Raw genomic sequence first — 23,358 nt, forward strand, 5'->3', positions numbered from 1 at the left:
GATCCGCGACACCCGCCAGCTCCTGACCGATGGTGCCTACGAGGAGGGCAACCACGGCGAGGCCGGACACTTCGTCATCGAGAAGGCCTTCGTCGAGAAGTAGCGCCCGGAACCACGCGTGCCCCGATCACGCCTCCGCGTGATCGGGCACCAGTTCCCGCACCGTGCGGGCGAGGTCGGCGAGGCTGACGCTGCCCTTGGCGAGCACGCGGTCGGCCTGGCCGGCGAGCCGCCGCCGATCCTCCGCCGTCACGTCCTTCGCCGTCAGCACCACGACCGGGATATCGGTCCAGTCCGGCCGGGCTCTCAGCGCCCGCAGGAAGCCGAACCCGTCGAGTTCCGGCATCATCAGGTCGAGGAGGACGAGGCTCGGCTTCTCGCGCTCGACCGCCTCGATACCGAAGCCACCATGGGCCGCCTCGCGCACCGGCAGCCCCTCGCGCGACAGGGCGGCCACCAAGCGCTCGCGCGCATCCGCGTCATCGTCCACGACGAGGACGGGCCCGTCCCTGCCATTCTTCCGGAAGCGGTCGGTCACCGCCTTCAGGCTCGGCCAGTCGATCGGCTTCTGGAGATAGTCGCTCGCGCCCAGCGAGAAGGCGAGGTTCTGCTCGTCGAGCACCGTCACCATCACGATGGGCGTCGCCCCGAGATCCGGATCGGCCCGCAGCGCGCGCAGCACCGCCCAGCCGTCCATGCGCGGCATGGTGACGTCGAGGAGGATGGCGCAGGGACGCAAGGCGCGCGCCCGCTCCAGCCCCTGCCGCCCGTCCTCGGCCCGCGCCACGCGAAAACCCTCGCGCTCCAGGAAGCGGGCGAGGAGGTCGCGCGTCGCCGCGTCGTCGTCGATCACCAGGATCGTGCAGCCGTCGCGCACCGTCTCGACCGGAGCAGCGGCCGCGGGCTCCGGCGCCTGCAAGGCCGCGGGCAGTTCGAGGGCGAAGGTCGTGCCCTGTCCCTCCTGGCTGTCGACCGTGACGCGGCCGCCCAGCATCTCCGCGAAGGCCCGGGTGATGGAGAGGCCGAGCCCGGTGCCGCCGAAGCGCCGCGTGGTGGAGGCGTCGGCCTGGGTGAAGCGCTCGAACAGCCGTTCGAGCTGCTCCGGCGACATGCCGATGCCGGTATCCGACACGGCGAAGCGCAGGGTTCCGTCGGCGCGCGTCACGGCGAGGTCGATGCGGCCGTCCTCGGTGAACTTGGCGGCGTTGCTGAGCAGGTTGATCAGGCATTGCCGGAGCTTGGTCACGTCGGTGAAGGCTTGGCCCGCATCCTCGGCGACGGCGAGCCGGAGCGTGTTGCCCTTCTTGACCACGAGCCCCTCGACGGTCACGGCCACGTCGCGGACCACCTCGGCCACGTCGAAGGGCTCCGCGTAGATCTCGACGCGGTCGGCCTCGATCTTCGAGAGGTCGAGCACGTCGTTGATGAGCCCGAGCAGGTGGCGGGCATTCGCCTCGATCTTGCGCATGTCGGCGATGAGCGAGGCCTCGCCGAGATCCTCCAGCTCCTCCTGGATCATCTCGGAATAGCCGATCACCGCCGAGAGCGGCGTACGCAGCTCGTGGCTCATATTGGCCAGGAACTGGCTCTTGGCGCGGTTCGCCTCCTCCGCCGATTCGCGCGCGGCGAGGATCGCGGCCTCCGCCTCCTTGGCCTCGGTGACGTCGGTGTGGGTGCCGACCCATTCCCGCAAGGCGCCGTCCCCCTCGAGGATCGGCACGGCGCGCACCGCCATCGCGCGGTAGGTGCCGTCGGCGCGGCGCAGCCGGTGCTCGACCTCGTAGGGCGTCAGCGCCGCGACGGCCCGCGTCCAGGTGGCGCGCGTCGCCTCGCGGTCGTCCGGGTGGACGGCGTCGAGGAAGCCGAGGCCGGCATAGGCCGCCTCGTCCTGGCCGGTGAAGCGGGTCCAGCCGGTCTGGCGCGGATGCAGGCGGCCGTCCGGTCCGGCCGTCCAGACGATCGCGGCGCTCGCCTCGATGAGCGAGCGGAAGCGCTCCTCGCTGTGCCGGGTGCGGGCCTCGGCGAGGCGCCGCACGGTCTCGTCGAGGACGACGAGGCCGACGCCCTCCACCACGCCGTCCGCGTCGCTGGAGGCGCGCAGCGGGTAGAAGCTCATGGAGAAATGGCGCACGCCGCCCGGCGCGCTCGGCGTCGGCACGGCCACCGGCACGTCCGGGGTGACGAGGCCAGCTTCGAGGGCGGCGGCGAGCTTCGGGGCGAGCTGGTCGCGCAGGGTCGGCAGCATCGCCCAGATCGGCGCGCCGAGATCGGCGCCGAAGCCGCGCTCGCTCATCACCGCGAGCGCCCGGTTCATGTGCCGGATCTTGAGGTCGCGGTCGAGGAAGCCGAGGCCGCTCGGCGCGTTGGCGAGCACCCCGTCGAGAAGCGCCGACATGCGCAGGGATTCCCGCCGCCGCACCAGGGCGAGCCGGGCGAGGAGCGCGATGGCCCCGAGGGCGCAGAGGCCGGAGAGCAGCGACAGGGCGAGGGCGCGGAGCGATTCGCCCGCCCGCAGCTCGGCGAGCCGGCGCTCGGTGACGGCGGCGATGCCGGCGCCCTCGGCGCGGATCGCATCCATCAGCCGCTTGCCCTCGCCGGTCCGGACCAGGGCAGTGGCCGGCTCGAAGCCGCCGCTCCGCCGCTCGTCGACGACGCGTGCGGCGAAGGCGCGCTTCTCGGCGACGAGCCTGGCGAGGAAGGGGCTGCCGGCGCGCAGCGGCTCCTGCGCCGCCCGGCCGAGGCCTGTGAGCCCGGAATCGATCGCCTGCAACGCACTCGCATAGGGCTGGAGATATTCCTCGCTGCCGACGAGCACGTAGCCGCGCTCCCCGGTCTCGAGGTCCTTCACCGCGGAGAGCAGGCGCTCCACCCCGGCGATCACCGCATTGCCCCGCGCCGTCGCGGTCCGGCTCGCTTCGCCCGCAAGGTAGTTCCAGGCTCCGGCCGCGAGCGCGGCGGCGAGCAGGACGAAGGCGGCAGGCGAGCCGAGCAGGGCGGCGAAGGGCCCCGCACCGCGCCGGCGGCGCAGGCGGAAGATCGACATGGTCATGGGAAGCTTCGCGGGCGGCATCACGGCCCGCGGGAAGATAGATCGGGTGCAAGCGAGATCGACTCTCTTGCCCCAGTCCCGGCTCAGGTCTCGACGAGGCCCGTGCTGGCGCCGGTCAGCTCGGCCTTTCCGTGCGGCAGGGCGAGGTATTCCGAGGAGCGCATCTCGATGAGCCGCGAGACCGTGCGGTCGAACTCGAAGGCCTCGCGGCCCTCGCGGGCGGTGTAGAGATTCTGCGCCTCGGCCTCGGCCGAGACCACGAGCTTCACCTGCGCGTCGTAGAGCGTGTCGATCAGGGTGATGAAGCGCTTGGCCTCGTTGCGCTGCGCCTCACCCATCACGGGGATGTCCGAGACGATCAGCGTGTGGAAGCGGCGCGCCAGTGCCATGTAGTCGGAAGCGCCGAGCGGCTGCGCGCAGAGGTCGCGGAAGCCGAAGCGGGCGACGCCCATCGCCTCCTCCGGCACCGGCACGTCGCGGCCCTGCACGCGCACGCTCGTCGGCGCGCCCTTGGCCTTGCCGGTGAGGTTGCGGAAGGCGGCATCCAGCGCCTCCTTCGCCGCCGCATCGGCAGGAACGTGGTAGACCGGCGCGCCGCCGAGCTTCTCCAGGCGGAAATCGGTGCGCGAATCGAGGCGCATCACCGTGACCCGCTCCTGCAATTCGGCGATGAAGGGCAGGAACAGGGCCCGGTTCAGGCCGCCCTCGTAGAGCCGATCCGGCTCGACGTTCGAGGTCGCCACCACCGTGACGCCGCGGGCGAACAGCGCCTTGAACAGGCGCCCCAGGATCATCGCATCGGCGATGTCGGTGACGGTGAACTCGTCGAAGCAGAGGAGGCGTGCCTCCGCCGCCAGCGCCTCGGCCACGGGGCCGATCGGGTCGTCGCCCTTCACCTCGCCGCGCTTCAGCGCCTGGCGGTAGGCGTGGATGCGCTCGTGCGCGTCGGCCAGGAAGCCGTGGAAGTGGACGCGCCGCTTCGAGCCCGGGGCAGCCTCGTGGAACAGGTCCATCAGCATGGTCTTGCCGCGGCCGACCGAGCCCCAGAGGTAGAGCCCCTTCGGCGGCGTGCCGGATTCCTTGCGGCCGAACAGCCAGCCGAGGGCGCTGCCCTTGCTGGCGCGCTGGCGCCGTTGCAACGCCTGGAGGAGACCGTCCAGGGCCCGCACCACGGCGACCTGGGCCGCGTCCCGCTCGATCGCGCCGGAGGCGACCAGCGCCTCGTAGCGCTGCTGGACCGGGCCGGAGGCCGCAAGCCCGGCCGAGGGCGCGGCGGTCTGGAACTGCGGGCTGACTGTCACGGTTCTGCTCTCCAGGCCGCGCCTTCCGCCTCACGCCGGCCTTTGCCGCGATCTGCCGCGCCGTGGTCCGCGGATCAACCGGCGCGATGGTCGCGGCGTTGACAGAAGGCGGCGGCCGGCACTGAGACGGCCGCGCAACGGCCCGAGCTTCGGCATTTCTGCTGCATTGCACAAAATTGGCAGCGATGCCACATTGGTTCGGCCTTGGGAGGGGACGTCCGGACCCGCGCGCCTCGTGCGCGTCGCAGACCGGAGACCCGATTTGGCAACGCCAGCTTCCATCCTCTCGCCGGGCCATGCCGTCCGGCGTCTGTGGCCGAGCGACCAGCCGGCCATCCTGGACTATTTCCTGCGTCTCGATCCCGAGACGCGTGCCAACCGCTTCCTGGGCGGGGTCGGCGAGGCCGGCGTGCGCGCCTATGCGGAGCGCGTCGTCGCAGCGGAGGGACTCGCCTTCGGCGCCTTCGTGGAGGGCGCGCTACGCGGCCTCGGCGAGTTGCGTCCGGCGGGCCCCCACGCCTCCGCCTTCAGCCTCGGCGCCCAGGCCGAGGCCGCCTTCGCGGTGGAACGGGACTATCGTCGCCGCGGACTCGGGGCCGGGTTGTTTGCGCGCATCGCCCGCGCGGCCCGCAACCGCGGCGTCGGTACGCTGCAGGTGCGGTGCCTCGCGCGGAACCGGCCGATGATCCGCCTCGCGGCGAAGCTCGGCGCCGAATTGCGCACCGGGGGCATCCAGGCCGAGGGCGACGTCGCCCTCGCGCAGCCGACGCCGTTCTCGCTCTGGTACGAGACGATCGCCGAGGCCTACGACTTCACCCTCGCCGTAGTGCAGCCGCCCCTGCGGACGGACGAGGCCGCCTGAGGCTCAACCCAGCGGGTTGGCCACCAGGGCGAAGGTCAGCAGGTCGACGCGCGCCGCCCCGCCCCGCAACAGGGCGCGGGCGGCGGCGTTGGCGGTGGCCCCCGTGGTTGTCACGTCGTCGACGAGCAGGACGCGGCGGCCCTGCAGGCGCGCGCACTCGGCCGGCGGCACCCGGAAGGCGCCCTGCAGGTTCTCGGCGCGGGCCGCCCGCGACAGGCCGACCTGCGAGCGCGTCGCCTTGGCGCGGGCGAGCAGCCGCGGCTCGAAGGGCAGCCCGGCCGCCCGGGCGACGGGCCGCGCGAGCAGAGCCGCCTGGTTGAAGCGCCGACGCCACAGGCGCCAGCGGTGGAGCGGCACCGGCACCACGCAATCCGCCTCGGCGAGGAGGTCGGCACCGCTCGCCGCCATCATCCGGGCCATCGCCCCGGCGAGGTCGTGGCGATCCTCGTATTTCAGCCGGTGGACGAGGCGGGGCGCGACCGCGTCGTAGAGCGCCACCGCCCGCGCCCGCTCGAAGACCGGCGGCTCGCTGATCGCCCGCGGCGAGAGCAGGGGCGTCCCGCCGAAATCCACCGCGAACGGCGTGCCGTAGCGCGGGCAGAGCGGCGGCGCGATCAGCCGCAGCGACGACCAGCAGGCGGGGCAGAGCGCGCCGGGATCCATGGTGGCGCCGCCGCAGCCCGCGCAGGTCGGCGGGTAGACGAGGGCGAGGGCGGAGCGGGCGAGGCCTCGGGCGGAGCGCGCGGTCTCGCCCAACGCGAGGCGTGCGCGCTTGCCGATCCCCACCGAGCCGACAATGCTTCGGGAAGCGTCGCCCGCGTCGGGCGGAGAGGAAACAGGCCGGTGCATGCGAACCCTTCCGCGCGGGCAGCGCGCAGCAGCGCAGCACGGCGGCGGCCAAGCCGCAAGACGGGGCGTAAGACGGGCCTCGCGGCCGCCCTCGTTCCGCTCTTCCTCATCGGCGCCGCACGGGCCGAGCCCGAACTGGTGGACGCGACCCGGGTCGTGCCGGGGCTCGTCGCCGAGATCCGCTACGCGGGGAGCCACAACTTCGTCGGCCGGCCGATCGACGGCTACGAGGCGGCGCTCTGCCTGCTGACCCACCGGGCGGCCCGGGCGCTCGCCCGCGCGCAGGCGGCGCTGGCGCGGGACGGCTACGGCCTGAAGGTGTTCGACTGCTACCGGCCGCGGCGGGCAGTGGCCGACTTCGTGCGCTGGGCACGCGACCCGGCCGCGCTCGCGGGCAAGGACGAGTTCTATCCCGAGGTCGACAAGCGCGACCTGTTCCGCCTCGGCTACATCGCCGAGGCGTCCGGACATTCCCGCGGCTCGACCGTGGACCTCACGCTGGTGGACAAGGCGACCGGGAACGAGGTCCCGATGGGGACGCCGTTCGACCTGTTCAGCCCACGCTCGGGCGAGGGGGCGGAGATCCCGCCCGCGGCCCGCGCCAACCGGGCGCGCCTCAAGGCGGCGATGGGGCGGGCGGGCTTCTCCCCCTACGCCCAGGAATGGTGGCACTTCACCCTGCGCGACGAGCCGCATCGCGGCCCGGGCTTCGACGTGCCGGTCTCGGTGCGCTGAGCCGGGCACGAAAAGGGCCGCGGACGCCTTCCGGCATCCGCGGCCCCGATCGGTCGCGCCGGCCGCCTCGGGAGCGGCCGGCGGACTGGGCGTCATTCGGCCGGATGGAGAACCGGGGCGGAGGCCTCCGCCGGAACCGACTTGCCGCCCAAGACTGCGGCGAGCTTGGCCTCGTCGCACTCGCCTTCCCAGCGAGCGACCACGATGCAGGCCACAGCGTTGCCGATGAAGTTCGTCAGAGCGCGGCACTCCGACATGAACCGGTCGATGCCGAGGATCAGCGCCATGCCGACCACCGGGACGGAGGGCACCACCGCGAGCGTCGCGGCGAGCGTGATGAAGCCCGAGCCGGTGACGCCGGCCGCACCCTTCGACGAGAGCATCGCCACGAGGAGGAGCAGGGCCTGCTCGCCCAGCGACAGCGGGGTGTCGGTGGCCTGCGCGATGAAGAGCGCCGCCATCGTCATGTAGATGTTGGTGCCGTCGAGGTTGAACGAGTAGCCGGTGGGAACCACGAGGCCGACGACAGGCTTCGAGCAGCCGGCGCGCTCCATCTTCTCGAGCAGCGAGGGCAGGGCCGACTCCGAGGAGGAGGTGCCGAGCACGAGCATCAGCTCTTCCTTGATGTAGCGGATGAGCTTGACGATCGAGAAGCCGTTGTAGCGGGCGACCGCGCCGAGGACGAGGAAGACGAAGATCGCCGAGGTCAGGTAGAAGGCGCCGACGAGGTAGGCGAGATTGGCGAGCGAGCTGATGCCGTACTTGCCGATGGTGAAGGCCATCGCGCCGAAGGCGCCGAGCGGGGCGACCTTCATGATGATGTTCACCACCCCGAAGATGGCTTCCGACAGCACCTTGATGATGTCGAGCACCGGCTTGCCGCGATCGCCGAGGAAGGCGAGGCCGAAGCCGAACAGGATCGAGAAGAACAGGACCTGCAGGATCTCACCGCCCGAGAACGCGCCCACGGCCGTCGAGGGGATGATGTTCATCAGGAAGTCGGTGATCGACTGCGTCTTCGCCTTCTCGGCGTACATCGCGATCTGCTTCGGATCGAGCGACTTCGGATCGATGTGCATCCCCGCGCCCGGCTGGACGAGGTTCGCGACGATCAGGCCGACGATGAGCGCCAGCGTCGAGAAGGTGAGGAAGTAGATCAGCGCCTTGCCGCCGACGCGGCCGACCTTCTCCAGGTTCGTCATGCCGGCGATGCCGGAGACCACGGTGAGGAAAATCACCGGCGCGATGATCATCTTGACGAGCTTGATGAAGGCGTCGCCGAGCGGCTTCATCTCCGCGCCGAGCTGCGGGTAGAAATGGCCGAGCGTGATGCCGATCGCGACGGCGACCAGCACCTGGAAGTACAGGGTCTTGTAGAGCGGCTTCGGAGCCGGCGGCGCATGCGGCGCGGTGAGCGGGGACGGTACGGCAGCCATGGACGGCATCTCCTCGAGATCCAGGTGGTGAGGGCGCCTGTGCTCATCCGGGGATGGGCGTCGGTCGCTCTTGCTTTTGGCCTTCCGGCTTGCAGTCATGCGCGGGTGGCAAGGCTGCGTTACGAACTGGGAATGGCAACCCGCGTGCCAGCCTCCGGCCATTGGAAATATTTTGTTAACACCCTGATCTGACAGTGTTTTTCTTCCAGTCTTCGCGGCCGCTCCAGAGGGCCCTTCCGAGATCCCGCACGCGGGTCCGTAATCCGTTCCGGAATCCCGGAACCGTGGCCGGCCCGCGATGAAGCCGGCAAAATCCCGCTCGCGCCGGCTCCGCGCGCTGCTGATCGGGCTCGGCCTGCTCGCCATGGCGGCCTCCGCCTGGCTGGCCGGAGCCATCGCCGAGCGCCGGGCCCTTGCCGATCTCCGGCGCTCGGCCCAGTCGACCCTGGTGATCCAGGTGGGCGCGCTCCACACGGAGATGCGCCGGCAGAGCGCGCTGCCGCTGGCGCTCGCCGCCGACCCGGAGATCGCAGCCGCTGTCGGCAACGATCCCGCCCCCGGCCTCGCCGACCGGGTGAGCGCGCGCCTCGCCGAGATCGCCGAGGCGACGGGATCGGCGGTGATCTACGTGATCCGCGCGGACGGGCTGACGGTGGCGGCGAGCAACGCCGCGGTGGAGCGCAGCTTCGTCGGCCGCAACTACGCCTTCCGCCCCTATTTCAAGGAGGCCATGACGCGTGGCACCGGCTCGCAATTCGCCCTCGGCACCGTGAGCGGCCGGCCGGGCCTCTACCTCGCGCGGCGCATCGGCGAGGGGGCCGGCGTCGTCGTGGTCAAGACCGAGTTCGACGGCGTCGAGGCGTCCTGGCGGGCCGCCCGCGAGCTGGTCTTCGTGGCCGATCCCCGCGGGATCGTGCTGGTGGCTAGCGATCCGGCCTGGCAGTTCCGGACCCTGCGCCCGATCGAGCCGGAGGCGCAGGCGCGCATCCGCGAGGCGCTGGAATTCGGCGAGGCCGCCCTCGCGCCGATGCCGCTCCACCCGGCCGCCGACGGGCTGGTGCGGATCGGCCGCGGCGCGCAGCCGGCCCAGCTCGCCCTGATGCTCGACGCGCCCGTGCCCGAGACCGAGTGGCGCCTCCACACCCTGACGCCGGTCGGCGCCGCCGTGGCCCGCGAGCGGAACCAGGCGCGGGCCATCGCGGTCCTCGCCACCGGCCTCGCCTGTTTCGGCCTCGGCACGCTGCTCGCCCGCCGCGCGCGCGTGCGGGCCCGCCTCGCGGACGAGGCCACGCGCCGGGCCGAGCTGGAGGCCCGCGTCGCCGAGCGCACCCAGGCGCTGAGCGAGGCCAACGCGAAGCTGCGCGACGAGATCGAGGAGCGCCGCCGCTCGGAGGCCGAGCGCGAGCGCCTCGGGCGCGAGCTTGCCCAGGCCGGGCGGCTCGCCGCGCTCGGCCAGTTCGCCGCGAGCATGGCCCACGAGATCAACCAGCCGCTCGCCGCGATCCGCTCCTATGCCGACAATACCGGCATCCTGGTCCGGCGCGGGCGCACCGACGACGCCGTGGAGAACGTCGCCGCGATCGGCCGGCTCGTCGACCGGATCGGCGGCCTCACCCGCCAGCTCAAGGGCTTCGCCCGGCGCGCCTCGGGGCGGCGCGAGCCGGTCGCGGTGGCGGCGATCCTCCAGGGCAGCCTGGAGGTGGTGAGCGCGCGCGCCGAGGCCGACGGGATCGCCCTCGTCGTCGAGGGCGCGGCGGACCTCACTGTGATCGGCGACGGGCCGCGCCTGGAGCAGGTGCTGATCAATCTCCTCCAGAACGCCCTCGATGCGGTCGCCAAGCGGCCCGAGCCCCGGGTCTCGGTGACGATCTCCGCGGCCGGCCCCCGGCGCGCGGCGATCGAGGTCCGCGACAACGGCACCGGCATCCCGGAGGCGGTGCGCGCCCAGATCTTCGACGCCTTCTTCACCACGAAGCCGGACGGGCTGGGGCTCGGCCTCGCGATCAGCCGCGGAATCGTCGAGGAATGCGGCGGCGCCCTGAGCGTTCAGGATGCAGAGGGCGGCGGCACCGTGTTCCGCATGGAGCTCGACCGGGCGGCCTCCGAATCCGCATCCGTCCTGCAGAGCGAGGCGTCATGAGCGAGACCGACCCGGCCGAGCGCATCGTCTTCGTCGACGACGAGGAGGATGTGCGCCGCGCCAACCGCCAGAGCCTCGAACTCGACGGGCTCGCCGTCGAGCCGTTCGGCGATGCCGAGAGCGCGCTCGCGGCGATCGAGGCCGCGCCGCCGGGAGTCGTGGTCAGCGACATCCGCCTGCCGGGCATGGACGGGCGCGCGCTGTTCGAGCGCCTGCATGCGGCCGATCCGGACCTGCCGGTGATCCTGATCACCGGCCACGGCGACATCCCGATGGCGGTGCGCTCGCTCCGGGCCGGCGCCTACGACTTCCTGGCCAAGCCCTACGCGGCGGAGGTGCTGATCGGCTCGGTGCGGCGCGCCCTGGAGCGGCGCCGCCTCGTGCTGGAGAACCGCCGCCTGCGGGCGCGGCTGGAGGAGGCGGTGGACGAGGATCCGGCCTTCCTCGGCATCTCGCCCGAGATCATGCGCCTGCGCCGCCTCGTGCGCGACGTGGCCCAGGCGGATGTGGACGTGCTGGTGCTCGGCGAGACCGGCTCCGGCAAGGAGGTGGTGGCGAGCGCCCTGCACCGCTGGAGCCGTCGCGCCTCGCGCAACTTCGTCGCGATGAATTGCGGCGCGCTGCCCGACAGCGTGGTGGAGAGCGAGCTGTTCGGCCACGAGGCCGGCGCCTTCACCGGGGCGGTGAAGCGGCGGGTCGGGCGCGTCGAGCACGCCAACGGCGGCACGCTCTTCCTCGACGAGATCGAGAGCATGCCGCTGCCGATCCAGGTGAAGTTTTTGCGCGTGCTGCAGGAGCGCACCGTCGAGCCCTTGGGCTCGAACGAGATTCGCCCGATCGACATGCGCGTGGTGGCCGCGACCAAGGTCGATCTCGGCCAGGCCTCCGTGCAGGGCACCTTCCGCGACGACCTGTTCCACCGCCTCAACGTGATCACCGTCTCGATCCCGCCCCTGCGCGAGCGGCGGGAGGACGTGATGCTCCTGTTCCAGCACTTCCTCACCCGCGCCGCCGACCGCTTCGGGCGCGCGCCGCCGCCGGTGACGCCCGCGATCCGCGACCACCTCACGCGCCATTCCTGGCCCGGCAACGTGCGCGAGCTCGGCCATTTCGCCGAGCGCTGCGCCCTCGGCTTCGGGCCGGAGGAGCGCGCCCCCCCGGCCCCGGGCCCGGCCCTCGGCCTCGCCGAGCAGGTCGACCGCTTCGAGCGCGACCTCATTCGGGACGAGCTGATCATGGCGGGCGGCGACGTGAAGCTCGCGGCGGAAGCCTTGGGCATCCCGCGCAAGACGCTCTACGACAAGCTGAGCCGCCACGGGCTCGCGGCGACGGATTTCCGGTAAGGGCCGGCGCGGCGCCCGGACGATCGCAAGGAGAGCCCCGCCAGGGGATGAGGAGACGGCATGACGGTGTCGAACGACGACGAGCTGCAGGGGCTGAAGCGGATCGGGCGCATCGTTGCCGACACGCTGGAGGCGATGGGCAAGGCCATCGAGCCCGGCATGACCACCCTGGAGCTCGATCAGGTCGGGCGCGCGTTCCTCGAGGCGGCCGGGGCGCGGCCGGCCCCGGAGATGGTCTACGGCTTTCCCGGGGCGACCTGCATCAGCGTCAACGAGGAGATCGCGCACGGCATCCCGGGCGCCCGCAGGATCGCGCCGGGCGACCTCGTCAACGTCGACGTCTCCGCCGAGAAGGACGGCTATTTCTCCGATACCGGGGCCTCGTTCGCCGTGCCGCCGGTGACGCGCGCGGTCGAGCGGCTGTGCCGGGACGGGCGCCGGGCGATGTGGACGGGTTTGCGTCAGGTCGGGACCGGCAGGCCGCTCGCCGGCATCGGCCAGGCGGTCGGCGCCTTCGCGCGGAAGAACGGCTACACGCTGGTGCGCAACCTCGCGAGCCACGGCGTCGGCCTGTCGCTGCACGAGGCGCCCAAAGAGATCGCGACCTGGCCCGACGCCTCCGAGCGCCGGATCATGGGGGAGGGGCTGGTGTTCACCGTCGAGCCCTTCCTGTCCCTCGGCGCCGATTTCGCCGAGGATGGCGACGATCCCTGGACCCTCTACAGCCGGCCGAGGGCCCTTACGGTCCAGTACGAGCACACCGTCGTCGCCACGCGCAACGGGCCGCTGGTCCTCACCATGGCGGGACAGTAGGGCCCGGGGCGGGGACATGCGCGACAATGCCGAGCGCCAGCGCTTCGAGCTCGACCTGGACGGGCAGATCGTGTTCGCCGATTACGAGCGGCGGCCGGGCCTGCTCGTGATCCGCTACGTCTACGCGCCGCCCGCCCTGCGGGGCACCGGCGCGGCCGGCCGCCTGATGGCGATGGTCGCGGGCCAGGCCCGCGCCGAGGAGCGCCGGATCCTGGCGCTCTGCGGCTATGCGCGGGGCTGGCTCGCCATGAGCCGGGCCCACCGCGACCTTCTCGCCTGAGGCGCGCCCCCGCTCAGTAGCGGTCGGGCACGATCATCGTGCCGGACACGGGCGCGCGGATGTAGTCGGCATGGCGCACCCGGTCCGGCAGGTGGACGGGCGGGTGGTCGACATGGCCGTAGGGCACCTGATCGAGGAGGTGCGCGATGCAGTTGAGCCGCGCGCGCCGCTTGTCCACCGCCTCGACCACCCACCAGGGCGCCTCGGGGATGTGGGTGCGGGCCAGCATGTCCTCCTTGGCGCGGGTATAGTCCTCCCAGCGGCGCCGGGATTCCACGTCCATGGGCGAGAGCTTCCACTGCTTCAGGGGGTCCTCGATCCGCATGCGGAAGCGTAAGGCCTGCTCGGCATCGGTGATCGAGAACCAGTATTTCACCAGCACGATGCCGGAACGCACCAGCATGCGCTCGAACTCCGGGACCGAGCGGAAGAACTCCTCGACGTCGCTCTCGGTGCAGAAGCCCATCACCCGCTCGACGCCGGCGCGGTTGTACCAGGAGCGGTCGAACAGCACGATCTCGCCCGCCGCCGGCAGATGGGCGACGTAGCGCTGGAAGTACCATTGCGTGCGCTCGCGCTCGTTCGGGGCCGGCAGCGCGGCGACGCGGCAGACGCGCGGGTTGAGACGCTGGGTGATGCGCTTGATCACGCCGCCCTTGCCGGCGGAATCGCGGCCCTCGAACAACACCACGATGCGCAGCTTCTCGTGCTGCACCCAGTCCTGAAGCCGGACCAACTCGTGCTGCAGGCGCAGCAGTTCGCGGAAATAGAGCTTGCGGCTCAGGGCCGGCTCGCGATCCTCCTGCAGGAGGCCTTCGAGCCGATCGAGCCGGTCCTCCTCCATCTCCTGCTCGAGTTCCTCGTCGTAGCTGTCGATCAGCTCCGCACGGATGGCAGCCAGGGTCGCGGCGTCGGACGCGCTGGAATCTTCGGACATGGGCCTGTTTTCCGGGTCGTGGTCGGGTGCCCGGTAACAGGCGCCCATGACAGCCCGGAGACGGGGCTCGCCGATCGGTCTCTGAACCGGAATGCGCGCGTCCGGGTTGTCCCGTCGCGGTCCGGCCGGCGAGATCCGGCGGGACTGAAAGGGGGGCCGGCGCCACAGCGAGGAGCGCGCCATGCCGATCCAGACCCGCGACCCGGCGGACAGCGCGAAGCCTGAGCCGCGCAAGCCTGTCCGCGACACGCCGACCAGCCTCAAGGAGGCGGCCGACCGCTGCCGCACCACGCCGAGCGGCCGCTTCGACCCGAGTCCTCACCGGACCGGCGGCTCCCGCTGAGATCGTCCTCTCCATCTCCGGCGTGCGCCGGCGCACGGCAGGCACCCCACCAACCTGTGTGATTGCCGCGAGCCGCGAGGCGCCGGACCATCCGCGCCCAAGTCCGTACCCAAGCCGGAGGGAGAGACGCCATGGTGGATCGATCCAGCACGTCGACGGAGTTCTGGGCGTCGGTGACGGACATCGTCACCACCAAGGTCGAGCCCGTGCTCGGCCTCGACGCGACGGCCCGGGAACCCGTCCGTATCTACTTGCGCGACCTCGAAGCGGTGGCGCGGGCAGAGGGCGGCAGCCGGGAGGCCCTGCAGGTGATCGCCTCCGGACGCCGCCTGCTCGGCGACAGCAGCGACATCACCGACGCGGACCGGCGCCGGCTCGGCTGACCGTATGCGGGTTCAAGTTAATCGCGCCGGTTGACCACCGACGCCCCTGTGGGAAGCAAAGGCGAAGCCGGAGCGGCGGCGAGGGGGGCGGCTCCGGAGGAGACTCTGTCGGAAGCGCCCCCTCACCCTCGACTGCCGCCTTGTCGCGACGACGACAGGGTCGTCGCGCCCCTCTTCCCGCAAGCGGGGAGAGGGGATCCGCAACCCACCCGGTCCGAGCATCCGGAAGCCACAGTAAACTGCCGGGATTCCGGCCGACCCGGCCTAGACGACCGGCTCGATCTGGGCGCCGACCGGCAGGACGATGCGGCAGGTCAGCCCCTCCCGGGTGAAGCGCACCGCGGTGTCGGCCTTGAGGTCGTGGACGAGCATCCGTTCCAGCACGTCCATGCCGAAGCCGGTGCGGTGCGGGATGAGATCGACGAGCGGCACGCCGCTCTCGGTCCAGTCCAGGACCAGATACTCGGCGCTCTCAACTCGCTCAACGTACCAGACGATCTCGATCCGGCCGGCGGGCTGCGCCAGGGCCCCGAACTTCAGGGCGTTGGTCGCCAGTTCGTGAAGGGCGAGCCCCATCCGCTCGGCCGCCCGCGCGCGCAGGAGCACGAGCGGCCCGGCGATGCGCACCTGCCGGTCCTCGTTGGCGCAGCAGGCCGCAAGTTCGTCGGCGGCGAGCATGGCGAGGCTGATCCCGGCGGACGGGTTGCGGATCACCGCGCTCTGCACCCGCGAGAGCGCGTCGAGGCGCCCGTCGAGATGCATCGCGTAGGTCTCGACGCTCTCGCTGGTCTCGGCGGAGCGCCGGGCGATCACCCGCACGGCGGCCAGCGTGTTGCGCACCCGGTGCTGCAATTCGAACAGCATCTGGATCTGCTGCTCCTGCAACGATTTCAGGTCATGGATGTCGGTGGCGGTGCCGCACCATTCCGTCACCCGGCCGGTCGTGTCGCGTAAGGGCAGCGCCCGGCACTCGAACCAGCGATAGGCGCCGTCGCCCGCGTTGCGCAGCCGGTGCTCGACTTCGAGGCGTCCCCCGGCCTCCGCCCCTTGCCAGGCGAGGGCGGTCCGCGCCCGGTCGTCCGGATGCACGGCGGCGAGCCAGCCCTGCCCCTCGAACTGCGCGGCGGACTGGCCCGTGAACGCCGTCCATTGCCGGCTCGCCCAGATCCAGTCGCCGCCGGGCAGGGCGCGCCAGATGAGCTGGGGCAGGGTTTCGACCATCAGGCGCAACGCCTCGGGCCCGCCCGGGTCCATGGCCGGATCGTCCCCGGGAAATTCTTCGCGCCGCTCTGTCATGCGTCGGCACCCTTCGGCAACCTCAGAATCGGATCACGCCCGCAGACGGGAGACATGCGGGCCGCGACAACCTGTGCAAGCTAAAGCACCCGCTGGAAGATCCCGACCGCGCAGAATGCATGTTCTCTGTCGATGGGCTGGTCCTGCCGGCGAGATGCGATCGGGATTTGAGCGAAGCCCGATCATAGTTCGCCGGCCGTGCCGGCATCGAGATGACGGCCGACATGATCGAGATGCAGGTAGTTCGGGTTGAACAGCGAGGCGGTCTGCAACGCCGGCAGGTCCGGGATCGTCAGGTGACGCCCCTTCAGCACGATCAGCCCGGCACCGCGCAGTTCCTGCAGGGTGCGGTTGATGTGCACGGTCGAGAGGCCCATGGCGTCGGCGAGGTCCGCCTGGGTCACCGGCAGCAGGCAGCCGTCGCCGTCGGCCAGCCCGACGATGCGCAGGCGCAGGAACAGCTCGCAGAGGAGATGGCCGACGCGCTCGGTCGCCGAGCGCTGGCCGAGATTGACCGTCCATTCCCGCTGGATCGAGGCCTGGACGAGGGTGTCCCACCACAACGCCTGCATGATGCGCGGCTGACGGCTCGTGACCTGGGACAGGCTGTCGCGCGAGATCTCGGCAAAGGTGACCGGCGTCAGCGTGCCGATCGAGTGGTCCATCGCCCGCAGCACATAGACGTGCGAATCGCAGAAGTCGCCCGGCAGGAAGAACGAGATGATCTGGCGGCGGCCATCTTCGAGCTGCTTGTAGCGGCAGGCCCATCCGTCGAGGATCAGGTTGACGTGGCTCGGGTTGTCGCCCTCGCAGATGATGTCCTCGCGCGCGCCGAGCCGCCGCTGCTTCTCGGTGACGACCGCGTCCAGCGCCTGCCGGTCGAGGACAGAGAGACGGGTGAAGGATTCCAGCTTGCTGATTAGGTGCAGCGGCATCCCGTTCCCCGACCCTCTCGGCACCGGAAACTACGCACGCACGCTACGGCAGAAATTCAACTGCGTTAATTTCGAGGTGCATGCGCGAGACGGTACAACCCCACATTATCAATGACCGTTCCAAAGGCATTCGAGGAGTGCCAGCGCGCGGTGATCAGAGTTCGAATCCGAGCTGCGCCGGCACCGCATCCCCTTCCGTGCTCAAGCCCGACAGGCTGACGCCGATGAGGCGCGCGCTGCGCCGCAAGGGGAAGAGATCGTGCAGCAGGCTCAGCGCGATCGCCTCGAAGGCCGCGCGGTCGGCCAGGAAGCCGGCGCCGGAGCGGGCGCGGGTCAGGATCGCGAAATCGGAGAATTTCAGCTTCAGCGTCACGGTCCGGGCGCGGACGCCCTTGGCGAGGCTCGCGCCCCAGACCCGCTCCACCAGCGGGCGCAGGCGCTCGGCCAGGGCATCGTAGGCGTCGACATCCGCGAAGAAGGTGGTCTCCGCTCCGATCGACTTGCGGATCCGGTGCGCCCGCACGGGCCGCTCGTCGATGCCGCGGGCGACGGCATGGTAATAGGCGCCCGAGGAGCCGAACCGGGCGACGAGTTCCTCCAGCGGGCGCGCCTTCAGGTCGCGCCCGGTCTCGATGCCGAGGCCGCGCATGCGCGCTTCGGTCTTCGGCCCGACGCCGTGGAAGCGCCCGATCGGCAGATCTTCGACGAAGCGCGGCCCCATCTCGGGGGTGATCACGAAGAGGGCGTCCGGCTTGCGGTGGTCCGAGGCCACCTTGGCCAGGAACTTGTTGTAGGAGACGCCCGCCGAGGCCACGAGGCCGGTGCGCTCCCGGATCGTCGCCCGGATGGCGCGCGCCACCGCGGTGGCGGTCGGCAGGCCCTGGAGGTTCTCCGTGACGTCGAGATAGGCCTCGTCGAGGGAGACCGGCTCGATGATCGCGCTGTGCTCGGCGAAGATCGCCCGGATCTCCTGCGAGATCGCGGCGTAGACGTCGAAGCGGGGCTTCACGAAGATCAGGTCGGGGCAGCGCCGCCGGGCGGTCACCGCGGGCATGGCCGAACGCACGCCGAAGGCGCGGGCCTCGTAGCTCGCGGCGGCGACCACGCCGCGCTCGCGCGCGCCGCCCACCGCGACCGGGCGGCCGCGCAGCTCCGGATCGTCCCGCTGCTCGACGGAGGCGTAGAACGCATCCATGTCGATATGGATGATCTTGCGCGGCCGCGCCGGGTCCGGCCCGGCATCATCGGCCGAGCCCGGCATGGTGAGCGCCGCATCCCCCGAGTTCGACATATGTTCTGGATGGCGCCGGCGATCCCGGCCGGTCAAGCGGGTTCGGCCCGGCCGTCCACCACGATCTCGGCCGCCTGCGCATCGGACCCCTGGGGATGACGAATCGATGCGGACTTGGCGGGAAGGCGGCACGCCCTATCACCAACGACGGGGGACCTATCGAGAAGGGATGGCGAACGGCCATGACGCACCAGAGACACCGCGCCTGCCTCGCGGCCGCAGCCCTCATCCTCGGAACGACCTGGAGCGCGGCGGCCGATGCCGGCTGCCTGCGCCGGGTCTACAACCGCTCGGCCTATGTCCTGGTGGCGAGCCGCGATGGCGGGCCGCCGGTCACCCTGCTCCCGGGCCGCTCCGTCCCGCTGCGGCTGGAGCATCCGGGCCGGCTCAACCTGACCGCCTATTGCGCGGTGCCCGGCGCGGCCAGCCGCCCGGTCGCGGAGGCTAGCTTCGACTATGAGGCGGTGCTCGACCGCTGCTTCGTGCGCTTCGGCGATGCCGGTCTCCGGCCGGAATTCGGCGGGGGCTTCTCCGGCAAGCAGGGCACGGCGCCCTTCACCGTCAACAATCCGGCGCAGGGCGACGTCATCCTCGGCCCCTTCACCGCCGATTGCCCGGTGCTCAGCCGCGGCGGCTGAATACCGGCCGTCACAGCGCGTGCCGGAAGACGACGCCCGGGGAGGCCGCCGGGGAGGCGAGATCGGCGGCGCCGCGCCAAGCGGCGAGGACGCCGCCGAGGATCAGGCCGAGGGAGACGAGAAGCGGGTTCGCCAGCGGCACGACGACGAGCATCGTGGCGGCAAGCGCGAGGCTCAGGATCCGGACGGATTGGGCGAGGGTCATCGGGCCGCCTCCAATGCGACGGCGCAACCCTGGACGCATGGCCGTTTCGCCCCTGTTTCCTGCGCCCTTCTCAAACTTGGCGAGGTGCGCCGCCACACATCGACACGCGGGATCGGCGGGGACGCTCAGAGGCCGATCCGGCCGAGCCCCGGCAGCTTGAGGGCGGGACGGCGCAGGTCGAGCCCCGCGACCGCGCCGAGCAGGTTCAGCTCCAGCCCCTCGACCCAGCCGAGGGTCAGCCCGAGATAGCCGCCGAGGTTGAGGCGGAGGCCGGTGCCGGACGGGGTCCGGCCGAACCAGCGCCCGTCATAGGGGAAGTCCTTGCCGATGGCGGTGGAGGGCAGGCTCGTCCCGATTCCGGGCACCGCCGCCATGACCGCGGCGACGAAGGTGTTCGAGTTCGGACCGGGCCACACCGTGTAGTCGCCGGGCTCGGCGTAGCGGTAGGCGGCGATCACGGCGCGGATGGCAGGGATCATCGCGGCGGCCTCGGGCCCGTCCGCCGCGAAGACGACCTCGGGCGCGCTGCCGAACCAGCGCCCATCCGGCACGAAGCGGTCTATCCAGATCGGCCGCCCCCAGGCGGTGTAGTCGAAGCGGCTGTAGTTGGGCGCTCCGGCCTCCTTCACCACGATCCAGGCATGGGTGGCGAAGATACCGCGCCAACTCACCGTGCGCGCGGACAGGATCCGCACGACGGCCTCCGGGTGGCGCCTGGGGTCCGGCAGCAGGCCTGTGCTGGAGCGGTCGGCCAGGCGCCAGTCGCCGCGCTCGCGCACCGCGTAGAGCAGGGCGGAGGCGGCGATGGGTGCGAGGAAGGCGAGGACGAGTGCGAGGATGGTGATCCTGAGTATGATCACAGAGAAGACCGGTTGGGGGGAGGAAGACGGCGATATGGGTATGGCCACGTTGCGTGGCGAGAGCCGCGGATGCACACGAACTCTTAATCGGTCGCGCGCGAGCGGACGCTTTTCGTGAGGCCTCAAAAGCCGTTATGAGGCGCGGGCCGGGCAGATCCGGCGACGTTCGCGGCTCTGCCGTTTCTGAGGCCAGAGGAAACGAGCAGGCTTTGGATCTCCTGAGGTACCTGAGACGCCTGTCCCTCGGCGGCCCGCGCTGGCTGACGATGCAGAGCGGCCCGGTCGCGTGGTTCGCGGTCTTCAACGGCGGCGTCGTGGTCGCGCTGGGCCCTGGCGTGCGTCCCGAGGAGGTCCGCATCGCGGCGCGTGCGGGCCGCGGCCCGGAGCAGCTCCTGCCCGTCGCGCGGATCACGCGGACCGACAGCGGGACGCTCGTCAGCGCCGCTCTCGACCCCGCCCTGTTCGGCGCGGCCTCGTCCATAGCGGTCGGCGTGACCGTCCGCGGGCGCACGCGCCGCCGCCGCTTCGCCACCGGCCCCGGCCTCTATGCGGGCCGCCTCGACGGGGTGCGCAATTACGGCCTCGAAGGCTGGATCTCGCCGCTCTTCCCCGACCCGGCGCCCACCGTGCAGCTCCTCGTGGACGGGCGCCCGGGAGAGCCCGTCGGGCTCGACCGCTTCCGCTGCGAGCTGATGCTGCCGGGCGGTCAGGGCGGCTGGAACGGGTTTCGCCTGCTGCTCCCGCCGGAGATCCTGGGCGGGTCCGCGCACCGGCTCGGCGTGCGGGCCGGGGATACGGTGCTCGACCTCGGCTTCTGGAGCGCGCGGCCGAAATTCCACATCGAGGCCGCCAACGCCCTGCGCCTGTCCGGCTGGTACTTCGACCGCGCCACCGGGGACGTGCCCACAACGCTGCGGATCGTCAGCGACGGCGTCACCCGGGCCGAGGTGAAGACCCACGCCCGGCCCGACATCAAGGCGACCTTCGGCCGGGACTGGGCGAGCTTCTCGTTCGACGACGTGGAATTCACGGAAGGCAGCACGCTGGTCGCCGGTCCGGAGGGCACCGGATTCGTGGTCGGCCAGATCGGCAACGCCGTGCTGGCCCGGGTCGAGGCGCGCCGCGGCGAGGCCCGGGCGGCCCTCCTCGGCGGCGACGGGCGGCCGAGCGAGCCGACCGCGACGCGGCCGGAACGTGCCGCCCTGCGCCAGCGCATCCGCGAGGTCGAGCGCCTTCCCGATTCGCGCATCGCGTTCCGGCCGGCCGGCGGTGCGCCGGCACCCGCCGTGCCCGCCGAGCCGCGCGCCGGAACGGGCCCGCTGCCGCCGGTCTGCGCGATCGTGCCCATCTATAACGGCCTGTCCGACCTGAAGCTCTGCCTCGCCTCGCTGATCCCGCAGCTGCGCGAGGGACGGATCCGGGCGCTCGTCATCGACGACGGCTCGCCGGATCCCGCGGTCGGGACCTTCCTCGCCGAGCTCGCCGCGCGCCGGATCCCGGCCCTGACGATCCTCGATAATCCAGAGAATCTCGGCTTCATCGGCACCGTCAACCGGGGCCTCTCCCTGCTCGAACCCGGCGAGGACGCGCTTCTCGTCAACGCCGACACGATCCTGCCCCCCGGCGCCGTGGAACGCCTGAGCCGGCATTGCCATGCCCGCCGCGGCGTCGCCTCGGTCACGCCGATGTCCAACACCGCCACCGTGCTGAGCTTCCCCAGCCTGACGCTGCGGAACCGGCCGGCGCTCGGCCTCGACGTGGACGCCCTCGACCGCGCCTTCCAGGCCGAGGGGGCCGCGCCCGTGCCGATCCCGACCGGCGTCGGCTTCTGCATGCACATGAACCGGGCGGCCCTCGACGAGGTCGGCCCGCTCTCGCCCGATTGGGGCCGCGGCTATTGCGAGGAGGTCGACTGGTGCCTCTCGGCGCGCGACCTCGGCTGGATCCATCTGGCGGCGACCGACACCTTCGTGATGCACGAGGGCTCGGTCTCCTTCACCAACACCACGCGGCTCGAACTGCTCGCGACGAACCATGCCCGGCTCGAAGCGCTCTATCCCGAATACGACGAGGAGCTGACCGCCCTCACGCGGGTGGACCCCTTCGAGTCCGTGCGCAGCGCGGTCCTGCTGCGCCTGCTCGCCGGGCGGTTCCGGCGGCTCACCCTCCACCTGACGCACGGCCTCGGCGGCGGCACCAAGCGCTACGTCAACGACCTGCGGACGCTGCCGCGGGAGGCGGACCACGAGGTGGCGATCCTCGCCCCCGTGGACGACACCGGGGAGGATGGGCGGCTCGAACTCGCCTTCGACGATGCCGAGACGACGCTCACCCTGTCGCCGGATCGCGTCGAGGCGATGCTCGCGGCCCTCGAGGCCTCCGGCGTCACGGTGACCCTCCACGTGAACTCGCGCCTGACCTACGGGAGCGCCTTCCTGGAGCGGCTCCTGTCGGGGAAGCGCCCCTATGTCGTGATGCTGCACGACTTCCAATGGTACTGCCCGCGGGTGAACCTCACCGACGGGCGCAAGTTCTATTGCGGCGAGCCCCCGCCGGATGTCTGCCAGCTCTGCGTCGGCGGCGGGGTGGACTACAATTTCGCCGATCAGGCCGCGCTGATCGAGAACGACCTCGACGCCTTCCTCGGCTTCAACGCCCGGATCCTGCGCGGCGCGCAGCGTTTGCTCGCGCCCTCGCAGGACACGGCGGACCGCTACCAGGCGCGGTTCGGGCTCGGCGACATCGCCGTGCTGCCGCATCCGGAGCCCCATGCCGGGCAGGCACCGCGGCCCCTGCGCCGGCCGGCCTCCACCCACGCCAGCCCGCTGCGGATCGCGGTCGTCGGCGCGATCGGGCCGCACAAGGGGTTCGAGCTGCTGCTGCGCATGGCCGAGCGGGCGGCGCGCGACCGCATCCCGTTCTTCCTCACCGTGATCGGCTACACGCCCGATACGCCGAGCCTCGTGCGCTACGGCAATGTCGAGGTCACCGGCACCTACGCGCCCGCCGAGCTGGGGACCCGCCTCGCCGCCGCGGAGCCCGATTTCGTGCTGCTGCCGAGCGTCTGGCCGGAGACCTATTCCTACGTCCTGTCCGAGATCTGGGATGCCGGCTATCCGGTCGTCGCCTTCGATTTCGGCGCGCCGGCCGAGCGCATCCGCAGCGCGGGGGGCGGCGTGCTGATCCCGCCGACCCGCGACCCGCGGGCGCTCCTCGATACGCTGTTCGCCCTGCGCGACGGGCCGGCGCCGACCGACGCCCCGAGCCTCGACCGCACGCGGTTTACCGATCTCGACGCCTATTACCGGGCCGGCGGCATCGGCCCGGACGGGTACGCCCTGAAGCCGAGCTGACGGCCTTGGAGCCGCTCCCGATCGCGCTGCAATCAGGAACAGCTCTTGAGCATTTTCCGCGGAAGTGGTTGCCGGTTCCGCGAAAGAAAATGCGGCACAATCAATGTGATAGAGCATTTTCCGTGATCCAAGGATCACGGAAAATGCTCTAAGTCTTTGTTTTGACGTACTCTTTCTGGCGGACCGGTATCCACTTCGGCGGAGAGCGCGCTAGGTCGCGAACCCATAACGGTGGGCACGGGTGAGGCGTGCCGTCGTTAACCCTCTGGCGAGGGAGGGTTCTGGATGGCGCGGTTCGACCTGACGGAT

Annotated in this window: 20 protein-coding genes and 1 pseudogene; 11 read left to right on the forward strand and 10 right to left on the reverse strand. The window is 71.5% G+C overall.

Going from position 1 to position 23,358, the window contains the following annotated elements:
• Positions 1-103: pseudogene (locus tag MTDSW087_RS31090) on the forward strand (ferredoxin--NADP reductase); the annotation flags it as partial.
• Between the two features lie 24 nt (positions 104-127).
• Here the strand turns inward: MTDSW087_RS31090 and MTDSW087_RS27115 are convergent.
• Both MTDSW087_RS27115 and zapE read right to left on the reverse strand, forming a co-directional pair.
• A complete protein-coding gene (locus MTDSW087_RS27115) occupies positions 128-3,043 on the reverse strand; it encodes a response regulator (protein ID WP_238178636.1) in 2,916 nt (971 codons plus the stop codon).
• An 89-nt stretch (positions 3,044-3,132) separates the two neighbouring features.
• On the reverse strand, positions 3,133-4,350 hold the full coding sequence (zapE, locus tag MTDSW087_RS27120; RefSeq protein WP_144768485.1) for a cell division protein ZapE: 1,218 nt from the start codon (positions 4,348-4,350) through the stop codon (positions 3,133-3,135).
• Between the two features lie 262 nt (positions 4,351-4,612).
• Between zapE and MTDSW087_RS27125 the strand changes: the two genes are divergently transcribed.
• Positions 4,613-5,212 (forward strand): GNAT family N-acetyltransferase, encoded by a 600-nt coding sequence (locus tag MTDSW087_RS27125; RefSeq protein WP_238178634.1) that lies wholly within the window; start codon positions 4,613-4,615, stop codon positions 5,210-5,212.
• Between the two features lie 3 nt (positions 5,213-5,215).
• Here MTDSW087_RS27125 and MTDSW087_RS27130 read toward each other — a convergent pair whose 3' ends face one another.
• Positions 5,216-6,061, reverse strand: a complete 846-nt coding sequence (locus MTDSW087_RS27130; protein ID WP_238178633.1) for a ComF family protein — start codon at positions 6,059-6,061, stop codon at positions 5,216-5,218.
• On the opposite strand from MTDSW087_RS27130, the gene MTDSW087_RS27135 reads away from it, so the two are divergent.
• Positions 6,056-6,796, forward strand: a complete 741-nt coding sequence (locus MTDSW087_RS27135; RefSeq protein WP_238178632.1) for a M15 family metallopeptidase — start codon at positions 6,056-6,058, stop codon at positions 6,794-6,796. The two genes, MTDSW087_RS27130 and MTDSW087_RS27135, sit on opposite strands and share 6 nt — an antisense overlap.
• Before the next feature lie 92 nt (positions 6,797-6,888).
• On the opposite strand, the gene MTDSW087_RS27140 is transcribed toward MTDSW087_RS27135, so the two are convergent.
• On the reverse strand, positions 6,889-8,232 hold the full coding sequence (locus MTDSW087_RS27140; protein ID WP_144768487.1) for a dicarboxylate/amino acid:cation symporter: 1,344 nt from the start codon (positions 8,230-8,232) through the stop codon (positions 6,889-6,891).
• A 298-nt stretch (positions 8,233-8,530) separates the two neighbouring features.
• Between MTDSW087_RS27140 and MTDSW087_RS27145 the strand changes: the two genes are divergently transcribed.
• The 4 genes from MTDSW087_RS27145 to MTDSW087_RS27160 are packed head-to-tail and all read left to right on the forward strand — an operon-like array spanning position 8,531 to position 12,808.
• On the forward strand, positions 8,531-10,372 hold the full coding sequence (locus tag MTDSW087_RS27145; protein WP_144768489.1) for an ATP-binding protein: 1,842 nt from the start codon (positions 8,531-8,533) through the stop codon (positions 10,370-10,372).
• Positions 10,369-11,715 carry a sigma-54-dependent transcriptional regulator gene (locus MTDSW087_RS27150; RefSeq protein WP_144768491.1) on the forward strand — a complete coding sequence of 449 codons (1,347 nt, stop codon included), beginning with the start codon at positions 10,369-10,371 and terminating at the stop codon, positions 11,713-11,715. Before MTDSW087_RS27145 ends, MTDSW087_RS27150 begins: the two co-directional genes overlap by 4 nt.
• Before the next feature lie 60 nt (positions 11,716-11,775).
• Positions 11,776-12,528, forward strand: a complete 753-nt coding sequence (gene map / locus MTDSW087_RS27155) for a type I methionyl aminopeptidase (protein WP_144768493.1) — start codon at positions 11,776-11,778, stop codon at positions 12,526-12,528.
• Positions 12,529-12,544: 16 nt separating this feature from the next.
• Entirely contained in the window at positions 12,545-12,808 is a 264-nt protein-coding gene (locus MTDSW087_RS27160) for a GNAT family N-acetyltransferase (protein WP_144768495.1), read from the forward strand.
• A gap of 13 nt (positions 12,809-12,821) precedes the next feature.
• Here the strand turns inward: MTDSW087_RS27160 and ppk2 are convergent, their stop codons facing one another.
• On the reverse strand, positions 12,822-13,745 hold the full coding sequence (gene ppk2 / locus MTDSW087_RS27165) for a polyphosphate kinase 2 (protein ID WP_144768497.1): 924 nt from the start codon (positions 13,743-13,745) through the stop codon (positions 12,822-12,824).
• A gap of 181 nt (positions 13,746-13,926) precedes the next feature.
• Between ppk2 and MTDSW087_RS30475 the strand changes: the two genes are divergently transcribed.
• The gene (locus MTDSW087_RS30475; protein ID WP_186384016.1) at positions 13,927-14,088 is read left to right on the forward strand and encodes a hypothetical protein; all 162 of its coding nucleotides are present in this window, start codon (positions 13,927-13,929) and stop codon (positions 14,086-14,088) included.
• 131 nt (positions 14,089-14,219) lie between these two features.
• Entirely contained in the window at positions 14,220-14,471 is a 252-nt protein-coding gene (locus MTDSW087_RS27170) for a hypothetical protein (protein ID WP_144768499.1), read from the forward strand.
• Positions 14,472-14,735: 264 nt separating this feature from the next.
• Here MTDSW087_RS27170 and MTDSW087_RS27175 read toward each other — a convergent pair whose 3' ends face one another.
• The 3 genes from MTDSW087_RS27175 to dinB all read right to left on the reverse strand — a co-directional run bounded on the left by MTDSW087_RS27175 (position 14,736) and on the right by dinB (position 17,963).
• Positions 14,736-15,725: a sensor histidine kinase gene (locus tag MTDSW087_RS27175; protein WP_186384017.1), complete on the reverse strand. Its 990-nt coding sequence runs from the start codon at positions 15,723-15,725 to the stop codon at positions 14,736-14,738.
• 224 nt (positions 15,726-15,949) lie between these two features.
• The gene (locus MTDSW087_RS27180) at positions 15,950-16,702 is read right to left on the reverse strand and encodes a Crp/Fnr family transcriptional regulator (protein WP_144768503.1); all 753 of its coding nucleotides are present in this window, start codon (positions 16,700-16,702) and stop codon (positions 15,950-15,952) included.
• A gap of 154 nt (positions 16,703-16,856) precedes the next feature.
• Positions 16,857-17,963, reverse strand: coding sequence for a DNA polymerase IV (gene dinB / locus MTDSW087_RS27185; protein ID WP_144768519.1), 1,107 nt, complete (start codon positions 17,961-17,963; stop codon positions 16,857-16,859).
• 212 nt (positions 17,964-18,175) lie between these two features.
• Between dinB and MTDSW087_RS27190 the strand changes: the two genes are divergently transcribed.
• On the forward strand, positions 18,176-18,631 hold the full coding sequence (locus MTDSW087_RS27190; RefSeq protein WP_144768505.1) for a hypothetical protein: 456 nt from the start codon (positions 18,176-18,178) through the stop codon (positions 18,629-18,631).
• Positions 18,632-18,641: 10 nt separating this feature from the next.
• Here MTDSW087_RS27190 and MTDSW087_RS27195 read toward each other — a convergent pair whose 3' ends face one another.
• The gene (locus MTDSW087_RS27195) at positions 18,642-18,836 is read right to left on the reverse strand and encodes a hypothetical protein (RefSeq protein WP_144768507.1); all 195 of its coding nucleotides are present in this window, start codon (positions 18,834-18,836) and stop codon (positions 18,642-18,644) included.
• Positions 18,837-18,961: 125 nt separating this feature from the next.
• Positions 18,962-19,696: a DUF3750 domain-containing protein gene (locus MTDSW087_RS27200; RefSeq protein ID WP_144768509.1), complete on the reverse strand. Its 735-nt coding sequence runs from the start codon at positions 19,694-19,696 to the stop codon at positions 18,962-18,964.
• Positions 19,697-19,905: 209 nt separating this feature from the next.
• Here MTDSW087_RS27200 and MTDSW087_RS27205 point away from each other — a divergent pair, with 209 nt between their 5' ends.
• Positions 19,906-23,049: a glycosyltransferase gene (locus MTDSW087_RS27205; protein ID WP_144768511.1), complete on the forward strand. Its 3,144-nt coding sequence runs from the start codon at positions 19,906-19,908 to the stop codon at positions 23,047-23,049.
• The last annotated feature ends 309 nt before the right edge of the window (positions 23,050-23,358 follow it).

This window comes from Methylobacterium dankookense, from assembly GCF_902141855.1.
Taxonomy (GTDB): Bacteria; Pseudomonadota; Alphaproteobacteria; order Rhizobiales; family Beijerinckiaceae; genus Methylobacterium; species Methylobacterium dankookense.

What these genes read in the sequence shown, in the direction of transcription:
- ppk2 (WP_144768497.1), bottom strand. Translation starts at nt 13,745, where the DNA reads ATGTCCGAAGATTCCAGCGCGTCCGACGCCGCGACCCTGGCTGCCATC.
- MTDSW087_RS27195 (WP_144768507.1), bottom strand. Translation starts at nt 18,836, where the DNA reads ATGACCCTCGCCCAATCCGTCCGGATCCTGAGCCTCGCGCTTGCCGCC.
- dinB (WP_144768519.1), bottom strand. Translation starts at nt 17,963, where the DNA reads ATGCCGGGCTCGGCCGATGATGCCGGGCCGGACCCGGCGCGGCCGCGC.
- MTDSW087_RS27150 (WP_144768491.1), top strand. Translation starts at nt 10,369, where the DNA reads ATGAGCGAGACCGACCCGGCCGAGCGCATCGTCTTCGTCGACGACGAG.
- map (WP_144768493.1), top strand. Translation starts at nt 11,776, where the DNA reads ATGACGGTGTCGAACGACGACGAGCTGCAGGGGCTGAAGCGGATCGGG.
- MTDSW087_RS27170 (WP_144768499.1), top strand. Translation starts at nt 14,220, where the DNA reads ATGGTGGATCGATCCAGCACGTCGACGGAGTTCTGGGCGTCGGTGACG.
- MTDSW087_RS27115 (WP_238178636.1), bottom strand. Translation starts at nt 3,043, where the DNA reads ATGTCGATCTTCCGCCTGCGCCGCCGGCGCGGTGCGGGGCCCTTCGCC.
- MTDSW087_RS27175 (WP_186384017.1), bottom strand. Translation starts at nt 15,725, where the DNA reads ATGGACCCGGGCGGGCCCGAGGCGTTGCGCCTGATGGTCGAAACCCTG.
- MTDSW087_RS27190 (WP_144768505.1), top strand. Translation starts at nt 18,176, where the DNA reads ATGACGCACCAGAGACACCGCGCCTGCCTCGCGGCCGCAGCCCTCATC.
- MTDSW087_RS27180 (WP_144768503.1), bottom strand. Translation starts at nt 16,702, where the DNA reads ATGCCGCTGCACCTAATCAGCAAGCTGGAATCCTTCACCCGTCTCTCT.
- MTDSW087_RS27160 (WP_144768495.1), top strand. Translation starts at nt 12,545, where the DNA reads ATGCGCGACAATGCCGAGCGCCAGCGCTTCGAGCTCGACCTGGACGGG.
- MTDSW087_RS27130 (WP_238178633.1), bottom strand. Translation starts at nt 6,061, where the DNA reads ATGCACCGGCCTGTTTCCTCTCCGCCCGACGCGGGCGACGCTTCCCGA.
- MTDSW087_RS27145 (WP_144768489.1), top strand. Translation starts at nt 8,531, where the DNA reads ATGAAGCCGGCAAAATCCCGCTCGCGCCGGCTCCGCGCGCTGCTGATC.
- MTDSW087_RS27140 (WP_144768487.1), bottom strand. Translation starts at nt 8,232, where the DNA reads ATGGCTGCCGTACCGTCCCCGCTCACCGCGCCGCATGCGCCGCCGGCT.
- MTDSW087_RS30475 (WP_186384016.1), top strand. Translation starts at nt 13,927, where the DNA reads ATGCCGATCCAGACCCGCGACCCGGCGGACAGCGCGAAGCCTGAGCCG.